The organism is Flavobacterium aquariorum (assembly GCF_003254745.1).
In the GTDB taxonomy this organism is placed as follows: Bacteria; Bacteroidota; Bacteroidia; order Flavobacteriales; family Flavobacteriaceae; genus Flavobacterium; species Flavobacterium aquariorum.
Genome location: NZ_QKXH01000010.1, coordinates 40620 through 56614 on the forward strand (window position 1 = coordinate 40620; position 15995 = coordinate 56614).

The following is a 15995-nucleotide window of genomic DNA, read 5'->3' on the forward strand; positions in this document are numbered from 1 at the left end:
TTTATTTATTAAAAAAGTCTTTTAAAATTCTTGCGGTAAATATTCTCGCTCCGGTATCATTCATGTGTCCACAGGATGAAAAATATTTATCCTCCACCACTACATTTTCATAATTATGAATTTCTGGATATAGTTTTTTTACCTTTTCAAAATAATTAATTCCTTTGGTACTTTCGCACATTGGAGTCATTACTGCAATTAGATTGATATTATTGATCTTACATATTTGTTTTATTTCTTCGTAATACTGATTCCGCTTAGGTTCAATATTCAATAAATTTTCACTTGATAAATTTTTGCTTTTCTCTAAAGCTGAATAACCACCAAAATCTTGCTCTTTACTTTTTTTTTCAATAGCGCAAAAAAACATTTCCCTAAAACCTATTTTAGTTTCATATTTTGCATATCTATAAAAAGGAACATATTGATTTAAATAAAAATCAGGCAAACTACTAAAGTGCTCTTTTATAACTGGAGAAGATTGTAAATAGGGATAAAACTTTAAAATTGTCGCTTCCGAATTCTTCTTTGATCTTAATGTAACATCGATATCGATTATTATATTTTTAATTTTATTTTTCTTTTCCAATAACAATTTTAAAACTAAGTCTGATTCAAATAACTTCGAACCCTGCATGCCAAAATTAAAAGTTTCAAGTCCTTTGTCTTTAAACATTTGAGTCACAAAATGATTATTAGCTCTCGACGAACCTAATATAACAACATCATACTCTTTCGGTTTTGAATTATATATATAGCCTATTTTCCCTCTATTGTTTGACATTAGAAAAACCTGCGAATAAGTAATATCAAACACTACAGCTACTACAAAGATTAATATCAATATTTTAAGTGCAAAAAATAAAAAGTTTTTCATTGAGAAAATTTAAAGCTCTATTCTTAAATCACAATTTTATTTACTAAAAAAATCTTTCAAAATTCGAGCGGTAAACAATCTGGCCCCAGTATCATTCAAATGTCCACAGGATGAAAAATATTTATCCTCCACCACTACATTTTCATAATTATGAATTTCGGGATATAACTTTTGTACTTTGTTAAAATACTCAATTCCTTTGGTGTTTTCGCACATTGGTGTCATTACCGCTATGAAATTAATATTGTTGTCTTTGCAAATTTGTTTGATTTCTTCGTAATATTGGTTGTGCAATAAGGGCTTTAGATTGACAATATTATTCTTCATATTCCCTTTTCGATTGATTAAAGGATAATAGCCTTGGTGATTCAAAACATTCGTTGATTTTTTCAAAGTAGTATTGTAAAATTCTCGAAAACCAATACGTTCATCAAATTTTATATAACGGTAAAAAGGAATATAATACATTTCTAGAAAATCATCTTCGTTTGAAAAATGCTTTTTTACAGTTTCCGACTGATGCAAATAGGGCAAAAATTTACTTGAAATTCCATAATCTCTACGTTTATTCGACAAATTCAAATCGGCTTCAAGAATCACATTCTTAATTTTGTAATGCCGTTCTAACATTAATTTCAATAACAAATCAGCTTCAAATAAATGACCACCACTCATACCATAATTAAATGTTTTCAGTCCTTTATCTTCGAACATTTGGGCAACAAAATGATTATTGGCTCTGGAAGAACCTAAAATAACCACATCGAAATTTTCCTTTTTTGAATTATAAACGTGATCTACTTTGCCTCGATTACTCGACTGCAAATAAATAGCGGTATATATAAAATCCAAAGCAACAGCAATTACTATTGTAAAGATTAATGTTTTTAAAGTAAATAGTAAAAACTTCTTCATTAGAATTGAAAATATATAAATTCTTTATAGTCGGAGTACGTCCCAAAAGCGATAATCGCTGTTATGGCCAAAGCCAATTTCACTGTATTGTATTTTCCTGAAATAGGCTCTACTCTGGTTCTATTATTCCATTCAACCAAAACAAACAGACCAATCATCAACAATATTTCATAATTGTAACGCTCATTTACAAGATACTGAGAAGTAAACTCTCTGTTTACGACTATTCGTTTCAAATACGTGCAGGCATCGGTTATCGTTTTCGCCCTAAAAAATACCCAGGCAATCGTGCTCAAACAAAAAGTCATTACAATACTGGATATCGTTCTTACCGAATCCCAATTCCAGTTCAGCTTAATTTCATCTATATTGCTCCGATTTCGATTCAACAATAAAAGGGGCAAAAAATATACCGCATTGAGAAAACCCCAAGCCAGATAGGTCCAATTGGCGCCATGCCAAAAACCGCTGACCACAAAAATAATGAAGACATTGCGAACCTGCATGGCTTTGGAACCTTTGCTTCCTCCCAAGGGTATGTAGAGATAATCACGAAACCAAGAAGAAAGCGAAATGTGCCAACGACGCCAAAACTCTGCTATATCCCTTGAAAAATAAGGGTAATTGAAATTACGTAATAATTCCAGCCCAAACAATTTTGACATTCCCAATGCCATATCAGAATATCCGGAGAAATCACCATAAATTTGAAAAGCAAAATATATTCCTCCTAAAATAAGTGACAAGGAATTCATTGAAGAGTAATTGTCAAAAATAGCATTAGCATAAGTCGCACAGGTATCGGCAATAACCACCTTCTTCACCAATCCCCAAATAATTTGACAGACTCCTTCTTTGGCTTGATTAAAGTCAAAGGTTCTTTTGACCTTTACTTCCGGCAATAAATGGGTAGCCCTTTCAATTGGACCTGCCACCAGAAGCGGAAAATAACTCACGAAAAGCGAATAATCCACAAAATTATATTCTGCTTTAATTCTTTTAAAATAAATATCGATTACATAGGATAATCCATGAAACGTATAAAAAGAAATTCCAACCGGTAAAACTACATCTAACAAAATCGGACTCGCTTTAAAGCCAACAGTAGTCAACATTTGTGCAAACGATGTTGAGAAAAAATTATAGTATTTAAAAATGCCTAAGAATCCTAAATTGATAATAATACTCAACCAAAACCAAAACTTTCGTCCTTTATCATTAGTGCTTTTTTCAATTCTAATTCCGGTATAATAGTCTAAAAAAGTTGAGAAAACCAACAAAAACAAAAAACGCCAATCCCAACAGGAATAGAAATAATAACTGGCAACGATAAGGAGTGCATTTTGGCTGCTCTTTGTTTTGTTAAAAACAAACCAATACAAAAAAAACACTATGGGTAAAAAAATGGCAAAAGCCAAGGAGTTAAAAAACATAATTTATTTTAAAAATTGCATGCTAATTTTTGAAAGTGCAAAGAAAAGGATTATTCTTTAGAAATGATAGTTTTAATTCCTTGCCAAATACGTCTGGAAGCGTCTTGCGGAGGATGTTGATTAATGATTTCAAACCATTTTTGGGCATTTTCTAGAACTAAATGATTAGTTGTTATTCCTTTCTCAATTATTGAAGCAATAGCATCTGGGCTATTTATCCACAAAACCGTTTCTTTATTAGGCATAGAACGGAAATGCACGTAATTGTATATTTTTTTGACGGACCAATTTTTAAGTGTTTTATTTTTTACATCATAATTAATAAAAGCACAAGCTTTATCATGGGCGGCATAATCAAAAACCATGGATGACCCCAAATTGACAACCAGTTCCGTATGAGCTATCGTATTCATTTGCAAATCAATGTCGGCGTGAGTTGGCAAAACCGTATTCCAACCCTCACCTATTTTACTCCAAATAGGAGCAATCGGAGTGATTACGTCTCGGTAATCATCAAGTACTTTGTTATATCGATCCGAAAAGTCAACAGGGCAGCGTCGAAAAATAATTCCCAATGCATCTCCTTTTTTGTTTAATTCTCGAATAGCAATGGCAACATCTTCCAAGTATTTTGGATCATCTGGACATGTAGTAACATCGTCACCTGAATAGCAAATGTATTTTTTATCGGCATCTAAATTATTTTGTTCAAAAAAAACGTCTCTTGAAAGTAACTTACTTTTCTCAAAATGAGATTCAAATTGTGGAGTTCCCGTAACAAAGACTTGTTCTTCTTCGATATAAGGATAATAAAACAGTAACTGCTTTTTCATTAAATCACTCCATACAAAATAATAGTCCGTTTCTATTACCATTGTGGCTTTTGGCAAATTATCCCAGGAAAAAATAAAAGTTACAGTGGGAATTCCTAAATCTTGAGCCGCCAATAACGGTGCAATTGCCGTCATCGGCCGTTGATTGGTGCAAAAGACCATATCTGGTTGCTCTTTTTGCAAAGTTTCTAAACTTTGATGGTAATAAAGTGTTTTTCGTTCTTCTTGTTTAATTTTTTTTCGAATGCACTTTAATCCGAAAGAAGAAGAATGGGTAAAAGACAACAACTCTGTTGTACCACTTTTTACAGCTTTTGCAATTGTGGCATATGAAAAAGGAAAACGATACGTATCATAAACGGTTTCTCTGGTTCTTCGAATATTAAGATTCAACTCTATTTGTTTGCGGGCATTTTTGTAGATTTCCGTAAGTGGATGTGATTTGGAGTTTTGAATCTTTATCTCTTTAAAACCCAATTTAGTTAAATCAAATGGAGTATTATTCCAATAAACAACATCGAAATTTTCTTGTAATCCAATAGCCTGAAAATCCGAATACGCAAAATTACGTAGACCAATACCATCTGGCAAGAGAATGAATATTTTATTATTTTGCATCATCTATCTCTAAACTGTTTTTGATGATTCATTTGCCAAAATTCCTTTTTTTGGAGGGACTCCAAAAATAATTCGGCACTATTTCCTTCACCAAAATCGGCATCAGTTTGTTGTACCTGATGGGAATCAATAGTTTTTAATGCTTCTGAAATATTGTTTTTGCCATAATCTACATTTATAATATCGGCATGAACGGCTCTATTTTGCTGACGAGTGCCAATATTGATAATCGGAATTCCGTAATAAGGTGCTTCCCGTATTCCGGCACTGCTATTTCCTATAATAAATTGAGAATTTTTTAATAATGTCAAAAAATATTCAAATCGTAATGAGGGGAAAATCCGGAAACGCGGATTCCCTTTTAAGCGTTCATAAGCGTTAAGAATTATTTGACTACCCAAATCATTATTAGGAAAAACAACAATGTAATTATGTGTGTCTGCCAATAATACCTCTACAAAATCAGATGCATATTGTTCAATATCCTTTATTTCAGTAGTTACGGGATGAAACATGACTATACCGTAGGATTCAAAAAACAGCTGATAATATTCTTTGGCAACAGCTAAATCCGGAAGTTTATCTGAAAACATAACATCTATATCAGGTGAACCGATAGTAAAAATAGATTCTTTTACCTCTCCCATTTGCTTCAATCTTTTAGCTGCTTCTACATTAGAAACAAAATGAATATGACTCAATTTACTTACGCTATGACGAATCAATTCATCTACCGTACCCGATATTTCACCGCCCTCAATATGGGCTACCAAAATATTATTTAAGGAACCTACAATGGCTCCAGCAAGAGTTTCCACTCGATCTCCATGAACGAGGATTAAATCAGGCTGAACATTTTTTATATAACTCGATAGCCCTTCGATGGTTTTGGCCAGTGTCAAATCCATGGTAGTTTCATGGGTATGATTCTGAAAAGTATGTATGTTTTTATATCCACAACGTTGAATTTCCAACAAGGTATAACCATATTCTTCCTGTAAATGCATGCCGGTAACCGCCACAAAAACTTCAAATTCGGGCTGCTGTTCCAAAATTGAAATTAATGACTTTATTTTGCCAAAATCGGCACGGGTTCCTGTCAGGAATAGTGTTTTTTTCATTTTATTCAAAATCAATAAAATCTAATTGCTCATCATTATCAATATCTCGAGTAGCTTTTTTACCTAAAATAGAATCAAAATGTTCTGCCAAAATCTTCCCAGTACCCGGACGTTTCACCCAAATATTTTCTTTTGTAAATGCTTCCCCTTTTTTTATGGCAGCGATGGCACAAACGGTTGCAAAAGCAAAATCAATGGTTACTTGTTCCTCTTGCGCTGGTTCTTTGACACCACCTCGCATTTGCCAAATTTCATTAGAACTTATAATTAATTGTGCAGTAGTTTGCTCATCCATACTGCATACAATATCCGGTCCTGTGCGTTGCATATGATCTGTAAAATGGCGTTCCAAAATACTGGCTCCCAAAGCCACTGCTCCCAAACAAGCATTATTATTCAATGTATGATCACTTAACCCAAATACTTTATCTGGAAAAGCTTCATGCATTTGAATCATGGCTCCCAAACGAACCAAATGTATTGGCGTTGGGTATAAATTAGTTGTATGTAATAATGCTACTGGAATTTTATGGTTATCAAAAATAGCAACTGCTTTGTGGATGCTTTCAATAGTGTTCATCCCTGTACTCAAAATAACGGGTTTACCAAACGAAGCAATATGTTCCAGTAAAGGATAATTATTACATTCACCAGAACCAATTTTATAGGCAGGAATATCAAACTTTTTCAATCGCTCTGCTGCAGCACGAGAGAATGGAGTCGAAATAAAAATCATCCCTTTACTTTCAACATAATTCTTTAGCTCCAATTCATCGGCTTCGTTCAAGGAACAACGCTCCATAATCTCATAAATAGAAACATCTGCATTGCCGGGAATTACTTTTTTGGCAGCTCCAGACATTTCATCTTCAACAATATGAGTTTGGTGTTTCACTACCTCAACACCTGCTCTATGAGCGGCATCGACCATTTCTTTGGCTACTTGCAATGAGCCTTCGTGATTAATACCTATTTCAGCAATAACTAATGGTGGATAATCGGGACCTATTTTTCTACCTGCAATTTCTATATATGGGTTCATAAAATGAGTTATGGCCTCTCGACTGCGCTCGAGGTGACAACAATTTTAGATTTGTCATGTCGAGCGCAGTCGAGACATTTTTTTTATTAAATATTCTGCATACTCCAAATCCTCTGTAGTATCAATATCAACATTGGCAAAAATATGATTTACTTCGAATGGAAAGGCATTTTCTGAAATAATAATATCTTTGAGAATCAAAGAAGCTTTAGTAATGTACAATAATCCATTTTCGAAAAACAAAGGTTCCAAATCCTGACTGCGTTGCCCAATACTATAATTAAAAGGTTGAAATTTGTTTTCTATTATTTTGCCTAATTTTTGATGGTTTCTAGTGACTGTAAATAAACTGTCATAATTCCCTTTATGATATACTTCAAAAGCTTCTTTTAGCAAATTTTGTGGTCGTAAAGGATTTGTGGGTTGTAGCAAAATGACATTTTCTACCTCATCTTCAATTGTCTCTAGAGCATGTTTAAGTGCCGTTTTTGTAGGTTCCAAATCACCCGAAATATGCGCCGGCCGATCAATCACGTTAGCACCATTTGCCAAGGCTATGCTTTTGATGCTTTCATCATCAGTAGAAACATAGACAGTATCTATAATTTCACCATTTGCTAGTGCATATTGTATAGAATGAACCAATAAGGGCAAACCTCCAAAGAGCTGGATGTTTTTTTCGGGTATACGTTTTGATCCTCCTCTGGCGGGAATTATAACTATAGTTTTCATTTATTTCTAATTATTTAAAAAAGATACTTCCCTTTGGTTTTATCATAAATCGGAAATAAAAGCCTTAGCATTTGTTATTATACTATTCATCCCTGCGGACCAACTTTCGGAAGAATATAAATCCGATGAAACCATTGGAGGTGAAGCAGGATTTTCAAGAAAATCAAGTATTGCATTTTCCCAAGCTGCAACAAAATGAGGGTTTTCTATTAATTTGCCCAATTTCCCATACTGTAGCACCTCTGGAACTCCACCTATAGCCGACGCAATACAATAATTACCGCAATGCAATGCTTCAATCAAGCTCATCCCAAAACCTTCATGACAAAGTGTGGGGAACAAATAACAATCTGAGCTTTGAAAATAAGCAGGAAGTTCATCATTAGGAATTCGCCCGAGATACACCACACCTCCTTGTGGTGTTTTAGGATCGCAACCTATAACCCACAACACTATATCTTGTCTAGTTTCATACACTCTTTTCCAAGCCTCCAGTAAAATACCCAACCCTTTTTTGGGGCGATCTTGTGAACACCATACAAAAACGGTTTTATCGTTTGTGTTTTTTGTTTGCTTAGTTACTTGCTTTTCTTTTAGCGAAAGTGGGAAAAACTTTTTGGTATCAATGCCATTATGCAAAACCGAAAATCGAGTAGGCAATATCGTGTAATAATTTTTATGGGCCAAATAGGAATCATTCGTTAATAACACCATTTCATCAATAGACTCAAAAAACCATCTGCCATTATAATTTTCATAAAAAGGAGGAAAACCATGATAAAAAAACTGAAGACAACAATTGGATCGCAGCCCTTTTGAAACCAAAAAAGCAGCAAGAGGCTTCACAATTCCAAAATTATCAACGATTTGAATGATATATTTTTCGTTTGCTCTAAGAATTTTGTCTAAAGCCTCAAAATAACCTAAGTATTTATTTTTCTTTATTTTTCTTCTTATTTTAAAAATGAGATCATTGGCAACCAAACTGTACTTAACATTCTCAAACTGCATTTCTGGCGGTTCACATACGATAAAATCTATTTGGTGTTCTTTTTGCAAATAATTTTTATAAAGTGTTGTCCAGCTCCCTATTTTAGAAAAAGGAAGTGGGGTTTGTGATATGAGAATTACTTTGGTCATAGGCAAAAAAATTATGGCTTAGTAAAGATAGAAAAAGTAGTTTACTCTTTTTTAATTTTTAACTGAATCGATTTTAAATCATTCCCTACTATATAAAAATAATTACAGCCACTATAAAAACTAATAAGATGCAACAAAACTTTGTCGTTTATTTCTTTTAAAGAGTAATATTCCGGAACTGCTTTGCTTAACCTTTTTTTTACATAATATTTCAAACTATTTTGAAAATCATCTTTTTGAAAAATAACATTTAGCACTCCTCCCTTAAAATTTGGCAATATCACAAAAAGAAAATGACTAATACTTTCTTTTTTATTTTTTATAAAAAATGCCTCCTTGTTATTTTCTAACACCTCAAATTCAGTTTTGGAAATACTTTTCCCCCATTGTTTCAAATTAACAATTGTTTTCTTTTGCTTTTTATTATCTAATAAATGCTCAAGATTAATTCTGCTTATGTTTGTCAATTGCAAATCCTGGCTTAATCCTTTCGACTCAGATTTTCTATAGGTAATATGCCATTGATGCAGCATTAAAATCTCTTGATCATAAAATACAGATTGATATCCCGCATTTTCCAATCGATTATGAACATCTTCGTCTTCAGCTCCCCAAAAATGCAAAAACTCATCGAAACCATGTATTTTATTCAATGCATCAAGGGGAAATAACGACAAACCTTTGGCGCCAACTTGACTAAAAAAATTTATTTTATATTGATCAAAAGGTTTTAGTTGAATACTTTCTTTATGATCAAGAAAACCAACTTTAAAAAATACTGCTTGATTAGGATTTTGAATCGATATCAGTTTTTCTATAAAATCATGACTGAAAATCATATCTACATCGGCCACAAAAACATAAGGAGTGGTTACTTCTTGCAACCCAATATTAATCGCCTTGGCTCTTGACCAGGGCTGATAACAATGATAGGAATAGAGATAGGTTACAAAATCATAATTCTGAGTAAGCATCTTAATTGTTGCTGCTTTGGCAAATATAGAACCAAAGTCTAAAAAAACAACTTTAAAATCGCGATTGCTTTGTTGTGCCAATGAATCTAGAGAACGTTTAACTCTAATTTCTTCCCGATCACGGTAAGGGTATATTATGCTAATCATTTATTCTTAAATAATTTTACAGCAAATATTTTTGCTCTTTTTTTCCAATTAAAAAATGGCTTCTTAAAAACTTGGACTTCTCTCCAATTAATCAATGCGTCTTTAATATTAAAATCCTTCAAAAAAGAGTTTAACCTAATAGTTTGGTCTTCATAAACTTCATAGGTTCTTGCATACCAACTATGAAATGCAATTTTTTCTCCAGTTGGGGAAAGAATTACATTTCCAATCATATCATTACCAACCGGATTGATAGTATCTAAATATAAAAATTTAAATTTATTTAAATGAGCCCAAAAGTAAAAACAATAATAAGGCTCTTTTAAACTCTGCAAATCATATGAATACTTTAAAGCTGAATACTCTTTATTTGCATACAATTTAGGAATATACTTTTGACAATCTAAAATCGAACGGTAATTATACTTATCCGATATTTTTTTAAAATTTAAAATGGAAAAAAAAGTATTTATTGCCTCAGGATTATGTAAACGATGTTGAATTTCTCCTCCATCCCTAACACCGCAAATATCTAAATTGTTACTTTTCATATACTGAATTAAATCAAAAACAAGATCCGAATCATAAAAAAAAACATCTTCGTCTGCCATTATTATCCAATCGTATTGCTTGTTTTTAAGTTTTTCAAACATAAAGTCAATGCTTTTCAATCCATACATCCCAGTAGTACCATCAATAACTATTTTATCAATCCCTACTGGGAAAAGAGTTGCTGTTTTATTATAAAACTTGAAACTAGCAACAGTAGTAATAATTGCAATTTTAGATTTATCAATCATCTTAAATAGTTTTTGGCTTCTTCCTTGCTCAACCCTTTCCAAATTAAAAAATAACGCATTACTTTTTTATTCAAAATCAATTTGGAGAACAATTTACTCTTTACAAAATAAGCCAGTTTAGAATTAAATCGCAATGGTTTTAATTCGAAAGTACACTTTTTATTGTTTTGTGTTAATTTAGATACCTCAACCGGCATCCAGTCTTCCACGACATTCCCCATGTGATAGGTGTAATTATCTGCAGTTGACAATCGCCAAAACCCTTTTTTTACAACAGGGAGATCCAAAAATTGCCCTTCACTATCACCTCCTAATTTGTATGTTGTAAATCTACTACCTAAATTATCGAAAACTTCTGCTCGATAAGTAGTTATAAAATGTCCTGCACCTACAACCGCTTTTTTATCTTCATTAGTTATAGTCAAATATTTTTTCAATTGATCTGGATTATAAAAATTAGCATCTCCTACACTTAATCCAAACATTTTTAAAGCATCAGGATTTACAACTGGAGTGCATTTTAATTTATTTGAGAAAAACAAATCCCAATACACATTGGCTGTATAGGTTCTCAAAGAACGTGAAGACGGTGTTGGGCAAACAGCTCCCGTTTTTGGAAACACATCAAAAATAGAATAACTTGCGTCTTGCCATCCATTCAAGAAAAGCACATCAGCATCCGAAACTGTAATTAAAGGAAAACTATTTCCCGAAATCCCTTTTAAAACGGCATTGAGTTTTCCAATATTAGTAGTATGAATTACTTCCTGTATTTTATTTTTATGAAACAAATAGTTCAGATAAGCTACAACTTCTATACAACTCCCATTATTGACAATAGTTATGGATGTTTTGTCATGAATGGTCTTAAACAATGAATCCAGACATAGTTTCAATATCTCAAAACTGTCTTTAAAATATCCCTCCTGATTGGGGATATAAACTGGAATAATAACCTGATGAAAATAATCAGATGTGGGTTGCGTTTTATCTTTATGTGGATTGTAGCCTACTCGCATGGATTTAATTTATTATCTATCAAAAACAAATTTCCTAAATCCCCCATAATAATAGATTTTCCAATCAGTCTATAATCTTTCGATTCAAGATAACTTACAATTTCTGAATTTAAATCATCCTTCAAGGACAAATCAGTTTCAATTACTACAATCTTAGGACGATATTTCACCCAATCATTTGTTTTTAAAACTTCCAAATCAAATCCCTCTACATCTATATCAAAAAAATCTAATCGATCATTTTCCTTAATATTTACATCAAGTATTTTTTTTAAAGAATAGGTAGGAACATCTATAGTTTTCTTTATTCTATCAACTAAATTGTGCTTCTTTATAAAATCAAAATCTAAAGTATTCATCGAACTATATTGATCGTCAAGCATATAGTATTTGAAATTTTTCAAATCTTCCCCAACTGCACAATTTATAAAATTATCTTTCGGCCTAAAGTTCTTATATAATATTTCCAATTCCGGATTTGGATCAATACATAATCCTTTCCAACCTCGTAAATAAAAATAATAAGTATTTGATGCTTTTATTGGATGCCAGCACCCTATATCGACATAAACACCTGGAGATGTTGAACCAATTAGCTTGTTTAATTGAATATCATCACCTGATTTAGAAAAACTAACATTAAATCTTTTAAAAATCAATTCTTTTATTTTGTTTTTCATAAATCAATTTTCAATTACTTCAATAATATTTACTTTTGCACGCTTTATAAGATTATGTCCTTTATTTGAAACAATGATAAGCAGAAACCCAATACATATAGCTATTTTGTCTTTCAAGGAATACTTAGTTTTAATTATATTTTTTAAAATTCTAAAATAATACTTTGTCATTACTTTCTTGTTTTGAGTATCATTTAAAAAATAAAAAAGGCCTAATAATCGGTAGAGAATATACTGTTTCAATAAATTTTTATCATCAACTTCATTTTCCTCGACAATCTCAAATGCTTTAAGAAAAAATTTAAATCTAGAAAAATTTGAAGAAACCAAATTTAATTCATCCTGAGTGATACTACTGTGCCCTCTTCTTATTGAAAATAGAACATCATTTGTATATTCGTATTTTACATCAAAGGACAGCATTCTAAAATGAAAATCTGTTTCTTGACTATCTGTTAAATCCTCGTCAAATAAAGGCTTACCTCTCAATAGAGATTTCTTCCATAAAGGTGAAGCAGTAAAAAAATAATGATTTTTTACCAAATAACTAGTTAGTTTATCGTTTTTTGGTGTTCTATTGGCTTTGAAAATATTTCTACTATCTAAATTATCAAAAAACTCATTGGCTAGACATATACAAAAATCCAAATATTTATTCTTTTCTAAAACCTGAACTTGTTTTTCCAGAAAATCAGGATGCATAATATCATCGCTGTCAAACCACTTAATGTATTTACCTTTGCTCAATTCAAAACCATAGTTTCGACAAGCATTGGCCCCTTTTTTTCTATCTACAGGTCTTTGATGGTATTGAAATCTAGCGTCTTTTTTTATGTAATCGGCAATAAGAGTAGCTGTATCATCCGTACTCCAATCATCAACAATTAGGCATTCCCAACTTTTATAACTTTGCGCTATTATGCTTTCTAAGGTCTCACCAATTAGGTGCACGCGATTGTAGGTAGGGATAATTATGGAAACTAGCGCCATGTCTATTTTTAAAATTTATTTAACAGCCCTAATCTTGTGAAAAATTTTATTTTTTTTGAATTTCTTAAATTTAAAACAATTCTTTTGAATTCCAAAAGTTGGTTCATATCCTCTATAAAACCATTAAAATCTTTATTTAACACCCTCTGTCTTTCGTCTGTTAACATTTTTTTGTTTGTCCAATTGGAACTTATACCATCCAAATAATAAGTGGCCAGAGTTGTATCAACTTTTAAATAACTACAATTATATTTGAACAATGCTAATATGAAAAATTTCCAATCCGAAACCAATTTAAAATTTTCATCATATAATCCCAATTCATCAAAAAGCACTTTTTTTATAAAAGTAGATTGATGACACAATGTTCCCTTATAAAAAAAAGAAAAATTCAACTTTTGTGGATAAGAAACTATTCTAGATGTTTTTGCATCAGCCAATTCAATATTAAAATATATTAAATCATGATTTACTATTTGACCTTGATTTTCATAAAGCACAAAATCATTATACAAATGATCTCCACTATTCAAAAACAACAAATATTCCCCTGTGGATTTCACAATTCCTTTATTTATGGCATTGTAAATCCCATTGTCGGGTTCGCTTACCCAATAATTAATGTTTGCACTTTGACTTTCTATATAAGCTACGCTACCATCTGTAGAACCCCCATCTATAATAATATATTCAAAGTCTCTCCAAGTTTGATTAACAACACTTCTAATAGTTCTTTTCAAACCATCGAGGTTATTGTAGTTTATAGTTATGATAGATAGCTTCAACATTGTTTTTTTTTATTTAAATATCTAAATTTATAACATCCCCTTTATAACATTCATCTCGGTTACGGTATAATTTTTATACTTATTGTACTTCATTATTTTTAAAAAATGAGTTCCGGAAAATCCTTTTTTAGACAATGCCTTGAATATACGAAAAATAATTTTTTCAATAAATGACAAATCAAAATTTTCATTCATTATCAATTGATATAATTGTGCATATTTAAAACTATAAATCTCATAAATTTTTAACAGTTCTTCTTGCCTCTTCCTTCCTCCTGAACCACTTTTATGAGCTTCATGAATACGGTAGATTGCAATTGGTTTATTGATTGAATAAAATGGAATACGATTTTTTTTGGCTCTTAAAAACCATTCCCAATCAAAACCAAAATGAAAATTATCTGCTAAAATTCCATTTTTAATCCAAACATTTTTGCTCCAAAAAGAAGAGGGCTGAATGATTGTATCAGCCAATTCTAGCGGTATTTTATTATAGGATGCAACAACATTACTCCCACTTGAATATAAATTACCGTTTAAATTTTCCTTAAAATGAATGCAATTCCCAAAATAAATACCATCCCCTTTTTTCATGTATTGTTCCGCAATAAAATGCAAAACATTAGGCATTAAAATATCATCACTATTCAACCACATTAGGATTTCTCCTGTAGCCTTTGCAAAACCTTTATTGATTGCATCAGCCTGTCCTTTGTCCTTTTCAGAAACCCAATAACTTAATTGATTTTCATACTTTTTTATTATGCTTATTGAATTATCTGTACTTGCTGCATCATAAACCATGTATTCCAAATTAGAATAACCTTGACCTAAAATGGATAAAATAGTATCCTCAAGATATTGCCCTTGGTTATAGGATGGGGTTACAATTGATATTTTTGGATAACCCTTTATAAATTTATCCATTAATATAATTCTTTGTTTATATGCTCCACCCAAAATTCCTTATTCCCTTCATATGGAACATCATCTCTATACCAAGCATGGCAACCAAAAGGGAAACCCTTAAACTTATTAAACAAATATTGTGGGTTTTTATCCCAAGAAAAAAAAATAGCATCTTCTACAATTGGGATTTTTATGTTATTATAAACCAGACCAGCTTCCATAAAAAAAACATCCTCGAATAATTCATATTTTGAAGCCATATATTTAAAATTGTTTTTATAACCCAAAACATTCAAAGGAATCAATATCATCCCTTTTAATTTATTAAAAACATTCTCTCTTTTGCGTTTTTTTTCATTCAATAACTGACTCCAGTTTTTTAAAGGTCGTTTAGACGATAATACTCTAATCATTGTTTTTATCTTACGTAAAGAAAGTCCACCATTTCCTGGACACCATAATTTTGCACCTAAATTTGGATTACCGTGATAATCTTCAAACCATATTCCTCCAATATAATCAAAACCTTTGTTTGCCCAATCCAGTAATTCATCCCTAAAAACATAACAATCTGTTTGATAGACAAGCATATATTCAAAACGAGCAAAAGTTCTATAAAAATCAGGACTTAACATCAATCTATTATATCCATTTATACCTTCAAAATAAACAATGTCAAAAAAAAGGACGTTTTTTATTTCTGAAAAATTTTCTCTATAAAAATCAATATTTAGTCCTTGAGGACAAACAAAATGCAATGAATAATCAAACAGTATTTTGACGCACTGATTAACTGATTCGATCTCATAATCATTTAGGACTTCTTTATACAGAGGAATAATTACACAAATATCTTTTTTCTCCATGGCAGACTAATAAATTTGTCTAAACTGACTATTTTTTTGAATAATTTTATTCATCCTATTTTTAACATTTCACTTAGTTGATATACTTAATTGCTGTCGTAGACACTCTCT

16 protein-coding genes are annotated in these 15995 nt (G+C 31.5%); all 16 read right to left on the reverse strand.

Going from position 1 to position 15995, the window contains the following annotated elements; all coding sequences use genetic code 11:
* Position 1: 1 nt before the first annotated feature.
* Genes DOS84_RS15090 through DOS84_RS19130 form a run of 16 tightly spaced genes read right to left on the reverse strand, consistent with a single transcriptional unit; the run spans position 2 to position 15884 of the window.
* Positions 2-877 (reverse strand): hypothetical protein, encoded by an 876-nt coding sequence (locus DOS84_RS15090; protein WP_111410957.1) that lies wholly within the window; start codon positions 875-877, stop codon positions 2-4.
* Between the two features lie 36 nt (positions 878-913).
* A complete protein-coding gene (locus tag DOS84_RS15095; RefSeq protein ID WP_111410958.1) occupies positions 914-1792 on the reverse strand; it encodes a hypothetical protein in 879 nt (292 codons plus the stop codon).
* On the reverse strand, positions 1792-3225 hold the full coding sequence (locus tag DOS84_RS15100) for an MBOAT family O-acyltransferase (protein WP_111410959.1): 1434 nt from the start codon (positions 3223-3225) through the stop codon (positions 1792-1794). The genes DOS84_RS15095 and DOS84_RS15100 overlap by 1 nt, the downstream gene beginning before the upstream one ends.
* A gap of 50 nt (positions 3226-3275) precedes the next feature.
* Complete coding sequence (locus DOS84_RS15105) at positions 3276-4679, reverse strand: glycosyltransferase family protein (protein WP_341537935.1); 1404 nt, start codon at positions 4677-4679, stop codon at positions 3276-3278.
* The gene (gene neuC, locus DOS84_RS15110) at positions 4676-5797 is read right to left on the reverse strand and encodes a UDP-N-acetylglucosamine 2-epimerase (protein ID WP_111410960.1); all 1122 of its coding nucleotides are present in this window, start codon (positions 5795-5797) and stop codon (positions 4676-4678) included. The genes DOS84_RS15105 and neuC overlap by 4 nt, the downstream gene beginning before the upstream one ends.
* A 1-nt stretch (position 5798) precedes the next feature.
* On the reverse strand, positions 5799-6839 hold the full coding sequence (gene neuB, locus DOS84_RS15115; RefSeq protein WP_111410961.1) for an N-acetylneuraminate synthase: 1041 nt from the start codon (positions 6837-6839) through the stop codon (positions 5799-5801).
* Between the two features lie 54 nt (positions 6840-6893).
* Positions 6894-7571, reverse strand: a complete 678-nt coding sequence (locus DOS84_RS15120; RefSeq protein ID WP_111410962.1) for an acylneuraminate cytidylyltransferase family protein — start codon at positions 7569-7571, stop codon at positions 6894-6896.
* Positions 7572-7613: 42 nt separating this feature from the next.
* Positions 7614-8711, reverse strand: coding sequence for a glycosyltransferase family 4 protein (locus tag DOS84_RS15125; RefSeq protein WP_111410963.1), 1098 nt, complete (start codon positions 8709-8711; stop codon positions 7614-7616).
* A 41-nt stretch (positions 8712-8752) separates the two neighbouring features.
* Positions 8753-9832, reverse strand: coding sequence for a glycosyltransferase family 2 protein (locus tag DOS84_RS15130; RefSeq protein ID WP_111410964.1), 1080 nt, complete (start codon positions 9830-9832; stop codon positions 8753-8755).
* Positions 9829-10632, reverse strand: coding sequence for a hypothetical protein (locus DOS84_RS15135; RefSeq protein ID WP_111410965.1), 804 nt, complete (start codon positions 10630-10632; stop codon positions 9829-9831). The genes DOS84_RS15130 and DOS84_RS15135 overlap by 4 nt, the downstream gene beginning before the upstream one ends.
* Positions 10629-11651: a glycosyltransferase family A protein gene (locus tag DOS84_RS15140; RefSeq protein ID WP_111410966.1), complete on the reverse strand. Its 1023-nt coding sequence runs from the start codon at positions 11649-11651 to the stop codon at positions 10629-10631. Before DOS84_RS15140 ends, DOS84_RS15135 begins: the two co-directional genes overlap by 4 nt.
* Positions 11642-12331, reverse strand: a complete 690-nt coding sequence (locus DOS84_RS15145) for an FkbM family methyltransferase (RefSeq protein WP_111410967.1) — start codon at positions 12329-12331, stop codon at positions 11642-11644. The genes DOS84_RS15140 and DOS84_RS15145 overlap by 10 nt, the downstream gene beginning before the upstream one ends.
* 3 nt (positions 12332-12334) lie before the next feature.
* Complete coding sequence (locus tag DOS84_RS15150; RefSeq protein WP_111410968.1) at positions 12335-13321, reverse strand: glycosyltransferase family 2 protein; 987 nt, start codon at positions 13319-13321, stop codon at positions 12335-12337.
* 8 nt (positions 13322-13329) lie between these two features.
* The gene (locus DOS84_RS15155) at positions 13330-14109 is read right to left on the reverse strand and encodes a glycosyltransferase family 2 protein (RefSeq protein WP_111410969.1); all 780 of its coding nucleotides are present in this window, start codon (positions 14107-14109) and stop codon (positions 13330-13332) included.
* A 27-nt stretch (positions 14110-14136) separates the two neighbouring features.
* Positions 14137-15036, reverse strand: coding sequence for a glycosyltransferase family 2 protein (locus DOS84_RS15160; RefSeq protein ID WP_111410970.1), 900 nt, complete (start codon positions 15034-15036; stop codon positions 14137-14139).
* On the reverse strand, positions 15036-15884 hold the full coding sequence (locus tag DOS84_RS19130; protein ID WP_165830453.1) for a DUF5672 family protein: 849 nt from the start codon (positions 15882-15884) through the stop codon (positions 15036-15038). Before DOS84_RS19130 ends, DOS84_RS15160 begins: the two co-directional genes overlap by 1 nt.
* Positions 15885-15995 lie beyond the last annotated feature (111 nt).